This is a genomic window from Acidithiobacillus sp. TH-A36 (assembly GCF_057473445.1).
Genome location: NZ_JBYCKP010000692.1, coordinates 1 through 5,015 on the forward strand (window position 1 = coordinate 1; position 5,015 = coordinate 5,015).

6 protein-coding genes are annotated in these 5,015 nt (G+C 52.9%); 3 read left to right on the forward strand and 3 right to left on the reverse strand.

The window, feature by feature from the left end; genetic code table 11:
- Positions 1–762, forward strand: a 762-nt coding sequence (gene lnt, locus AC2VLY_RS17195; RefSeq protein WP_486892396.1) for an apolipoprotein N-acyltransferase, incomplete at its 5' end; no start/stop codon positions are given.
- On the opposite strand, the gene pmbA is transcribed toward lnt, so the two are convergent.
- Positions 731–2,077, reverse strand: a complete 1,347-nt coding sequence (gene pmbA, locus AC2VLY_RS17200; protein ID WP_486892397.1) for a metalloprotease PmbA — start codon at positions 2,075–2,077, stop codon at positions 731–733. The two genes, lnt and pmbA, sit on opposite strands and share 32 nt — an antisense overlap.
- A 365-nt stretch (positions 2,078–2,442) precedes the next feature.
- On the opposite strand from pmbA, the gene AC2VLY_RS17205 reads away from it, so the two are divergent.
- Positions 2,443–2,670 (forward strand): bacterioferritin-associated ferredoxin, encoded by a 228-nt coding sequence (locus AC2VLY_RS17205; protein ID WP_193650955.1) that lies wholly within the window; start codon positions 2,443–2,445, stop codon positions 2,668–2,670.
- Positions 2,671–2,715: 45 nt separating this feature from the next.
- A complete protein-coding gene (gene bfr, locus AC2VLY_RS17210; protein WP_486892398.1) occupies positions 2,716–3,204 on the forward strand; it encodes a bacterioferritin in 489 nt (162 codons plus the stop codon).
- Here bfr and AC2VLY_RS17215 read toward each other — a convergent pair.
- A complete protein-coding gene (locus AC2VLY_RS17215) occupies positions 3,201–3,863 on the reverse strand; it encodes a DUF1826 domain-containing protein (protein ID WP_486892399.1) in 663 nt (220 codons plus the stop codon). The two genes, bfr and AC2VLY_RS17215, sit on opposite strands and share 4 nt — an antisense overlap.
- A 9-nt stretch (positions 3,864–3,872) precedes the next feature.
- On the reverse strand, positions 3,873–5,015 hold a 1,143-nt coding region (gene zigA / locus AC2VLY_RS17220; protein ID WP_486922718.1), incomplete at its 5' end, for a zinc metallochaperone GTPase ZigA.

Genomic DNA, 5,015 nt, shown 5'->3' on the forward strand with positions numbered 1-5,015 from the left:
CAACTGATTTTGCAGACGCCCAAAAATAGCCAGCTGGTGGTTTTGCCGGAAACCGCCTTTCCCATTTTTCAGACAGAAATTCCTGAACTGATTATTCAGTTACAGGAATGGTCGGCGCGGAATCACAAGATTCTGATTATCGGCATTCCCGAAGCGGCAGATGGCAAATACTACAACGCCGCCATGGAAATTGACGGGAACGCCCCCCTGCGCTGGTACCAGAAAGAACATCTGGTGCCTTTTGGTGAATATATTCCCTTGCCGCACCTGCTGGGTCCTCTGGTCCACCACTTTTTACCGGGTCTGGGGAGTTTTTCCTTTGGGCATGGTCCTTATGTCCTGCCTGTAGACGGACAAAAGGCTGGCATGACCATTTGTTATGAAGAATCTTTTTCCCGTGATGTCCGTAAGGGGGTCAGAGAAGGGGCGACCTTTTTACTCAATATCAGTGATTATGCCTGGTATGGGCACAGTATTGCTGCCGCCCAGAGTATGCAGATGGCCGCCATGCAGTCCCGTCAGGAGCAGAAACCGGATGTGCGCGATACCAATACCGGTATCACCACGCTGATTTCTCCCCAGGGCGAAATCCGCACCCAGCTTCCGCAATTTGTGGTGGGCACCCTGAATGGCTCGGTGCAGCCCATGGCCGGAGAGACTCCCTATGGTCGCTGGGGGAGTCTGCCCTACCTGCTACTGAGTGCTTTGCTCATGCTCTTGGCCGTAGGGCTTACTCGCCGGCAATCATCATCTCGTCAATGAGAATGGAAGAACAGCCGGTGTTGCCATGGATAAGCAGATCGTTGCCGACCATCTGCATGCCTTTGAACATGGCTTGCAGGCCACCCGCAATGGTGATCTCCTCAACCGGATATTGAATCTCGCCATTTTCTATCCAGAAGCCGGCGGCACCGCGTGAATAGTCGCCGGTGACCATATTGATCCCAAAACCGATCAGTTCGGTGACCAGTAAACCCCGTCCCATTTCCCGGATCATTTCCTGCAGCGATCGGCTGCCGGGCTCCAGGGTCAGATTGTGGACACCTCCGGCATTTCCGGTGGTCGGCATCTGCAACTTGCGGCCACTGTAACTGTCGAGGATGTATCCCTGCAGAATACCTTCGGAAATGATGTCGCGATTGCGGGTGGCTACGCCTTCCGAGTCAAAGCTGGCACTGCCCAATCCCCTGGGGCGCAAGGGTTCTTCATAAATGCGAATATGTTCCGGAAACAGGGTCTTGCCCAGGCTGTCTACCAGAAAGGAACTTTTCCGATACAGACTGCCGCCACTGATGGCACTGGCCAGGTGTCCAAGAATGCTGGAAGCCACCTGATTTTCAAAAATCACCGGCACCCTGGTGGTGGGCAGCTTGCGCGCATCCAGACGCCGCACCGCCCGTTCCGCAGCTATTTTGCCGATACTTTCCGGGCTGGCCAATGCGCTGGCATTGCGGGCTACATCATACCAGTAGTCCCTTTGCATGCCGCCTTTCAGGTCTTCGGCAATGACTGAGCAGGACAGGCTATGCTGGGACGATTGCCTTTTTCCCACAAAACCCAGACTGTTGGCGTAAACGGAAAGAGCTTCGCTGGTGCCCAGGCTTCCGCCTTCAGAATTGTGAATACGTGGATCGCTATCCCGGGCAGCCGCCTCACAACGGCGTGCCAACTCTGCCGCCGTATCGGCGTCTATTGACCAGGGATGATAAAGATCCAGATCGGGGAACTCGCGGGCGAAAAGCGCCGGATCAGCCAGGCCCGAAAAGGGATCTGCGGAGGTGTGACGGGCAATGGTGAGCGCGGCTTCCACGGTTTCGGCAATGGCCTTGCGTGAAAAATCCGAGGTGGAGGCGCTACCTTTGGACTGCCCCAGGTAGACCGTCACGCCCATTCCTTTATCCTGATTGTACTCAATGGATTCCACTTCGCCGAGGCGGACGGACACAGAAAGCCCCTTGCCCGTACTTGCTGCCGCTTCAGCTGCAGTTGCCCCCTGTTTGCGGGCGAGAACCAGAATATCCTCGCTGATCTGGCACAGGGTTTCGGCATTCAGGGTGGAATGGGGGGCTTGGCTCATGGGCTTGGGTCTCGCTGTGAATGAAAGAATCCCGACATCTTACTCCCAAGGCATCCGATGTAGAAAGAAAATGACTGATGAATGACTGTTGAACCTAAAAAATGGCCGTTGGGTCTGCAGGCTTTGCAGCGACTTTTGTTTCGAGCCGTTGTTGTTCTTGGCGAAATCCTGCGCCCGTCAGGAGAGCTGTCTGAGCCCGCAGGGCGAGTTCTCTCCTGACAGCAGGATGAGCCGCAGAACAACAGGCAAGGAACAATGGAGCAAAAAGCCTGCAGACCCAACGGCCATTTCTTATGGGTAATGTTATTGACATGCATTATCATTTGCGTTTGAATGCTGTGTAAGAGCTTTTGATGAGAATAGCTATGTATATATGCCTATGTAACGCTGTCACCGAAAAAGACATTCATCAGGCAGTATATGAAGGTGCCTGTTCCATGCGGGATCTACGCCGACAGTTAGGTGTGGCCTCCCAGTGCGGGCGTTGTGCGACTTGTGCCAAAGCGGTTCTGGATCAGGAAATGCAGCATGCCAAAGCCATGCAATATCCCATGCATCAACATTCCCGGTCTATACTCAAGCAGGCCGTCTAATCACTTTTCAATCTACTAAATTAACCATTCAAACAGGAGCGCGTCATGAAAGGGGATAAAAAAGTTATTCAGTTGTTGAACAAGGCGCTGGCCATTGAGCTGACAGCCATCAATCAATACTTTCTGCATGCCCGCATGTACAAAAACTGGGGACTTTTTGCTCTGGGTAAGCATGAATATGCGGAATCCATTGAAGAAATGCAGCATGCCGACAAACTGATCGAACGTATTTTGTTTCTGGAAGGCCTACCCAATCTGCAGGACCTGAATAAATTACTCATCGGTGAAAATGCGGCTGAATGTCTGGCTTGTGACCTGAAACTGGAAGAAGCTGGCCGCGTTCATTACAACGAGGCCATCCATTATTGCGAATCGGTCAAGGACTACGTCTCGCGAGAGATTCTCGTCGAAATTCAGGAGCAGACCGAAGAGCATATTGACTGGCTGGAAACCCACATTGATCTGATCGACAAAATGGGTTTACCCAACTTTATGCAAATGGCCTCGGGTCCTTTGAGTGCCGAGGCCGATTAATCATTCCAAAGCGCATCCAGGGAAAGCGCAATGCGCATTTTCCCTGTGCTGCCCAGGGCTGGGGAACGATGTATGATCCCCTTTCCGGCATTGTTTTCCCAAGCCTCTCCTTTGAGCAGGGCAATGGCAAATGCGTGGACCTCCCCGATGCCGCGAGGATCGCGAATTAGCCCGGATTTCAGGTCCGCCAGTCCTCGGGATCCCTCTCCCAGTTTACTGCGATCCGCATAATCACTGCTTAGCCATTGCGTGCCCGGCCCTTTCCAGGTGCACAACAAACGGATTCCCGTAAAATCTGTATGGAATCTTGGGCACATAGCCCGATCGAGAACCATCAGGCGAAGCGCGATAGCGTCGCAACCGGTTAAATCGAAGTAAAGCTCCATCAGGAAGCGTATGTCTTTCAGTAAGAACTCCCGGCCGGATAAGTCGGGCAACAGCTCTGCAGGGAACAGCGTTCCACGATTGAAGGATTGGCGAATTCCGCTGCCCAGATCATTTTCGGCGGCATCCAGATAATCCAGTATTTCCAGTTGTTGGGATCTTTGCATTATGCACAGCTGAACGTCCGTATCGAAAATGCTGACAAGATCGGCAAGTTGATCTACGAACAGTATTTCATCGGCTCCTGCACCCTGTTTTAATATGGCTTGCGACATGGGAACTCCTCACCATTCCGGAAATGGGTCAACAAAACCATTCCATGCTGACGGACCCTGCTGCCACTCTGCATCGGTAAGCAAGCAATCGCTCAGAGATTGACGGATCTTGTCTTCATCCATGTTTTGTCCGATAAAAACCAGCTCCTGGCGGCGGTCGCCCCATTCTCCCTGAAAATGTTTCTCGATAGCCTGGCGTTCTTCAGGATCTTTAGGCCAGTATTTTTTGGGTGTGGCGGCCCACCATTGTCCGGTCGCCTGATGCCGGAAAATCCCCCCGGCCTGAGACCAGAGACCGGCGACATCCGGCCGGGTCGCTAACCAGAAAAATCCCTTGCTGCGTAGTACGCTGTCCCAATTCTGATGCATCAAGTCCCAGAACCGCTGCGGATGAAAGGGGCGGCGAGCGGCAAAATGAAAACTGCCAATCCCATATTCCGTACTTTCTGGAATATGTTCCCCGCGCATTTCCATCAACCATCCGGGGGCCTGGCTGGCTTCTTCAAAGTCAAAAAGACCGGTTTGCAGTACGCGACTGACAGGAACCCGACCAAACTCGGAAATTTCAATGCGCGCCCGAGGATTGAGCGCCTTCAAAATAGCCATCAAGCTTTGCTGTTCTTCCGGGCTGATGAGGTCCACCTTGTTCAGCACCAGCACATTGCAGAATTCAATCTGCTCAATCAGGAGGTCGGTAATGGTGCGTTCATCTTCTGCGCCCAGTGACTCTCCACGATCGCGTAATAATTGGGCGTCGGCGTATTCCCGGAGAAAGTTATAGGCATCCACGACCGTCACCATGGTATCCAAGCGCGCCAGCTGTGACAGTGAGCTGCCTTGTTCGTCCTCAAATGTGAAGGTTTCGGCGACGGGCAAAGGCTCAGAAATCCCCGTGGATTCAATCACCAATTGGTCAAAACGCCCTTCTTTTGCCAATAAGGCCACCTCCTCAAGCAAATCTTCCCGGAGCGTGCAGCAGATGCAGCCATTGGACATTTCAACGACTTTTTCTTCGGTGCGCGATAGTTGCGCACCCCCTTCACGGACCAGGGCGGCATCAATATTGATTTCACTCATGTCATTGACAATCACTGCGACACGCCGGCCTTCCCGGTTGTGCAGGATATGGTTGAGGAGCGTGGTTTTGCCGGC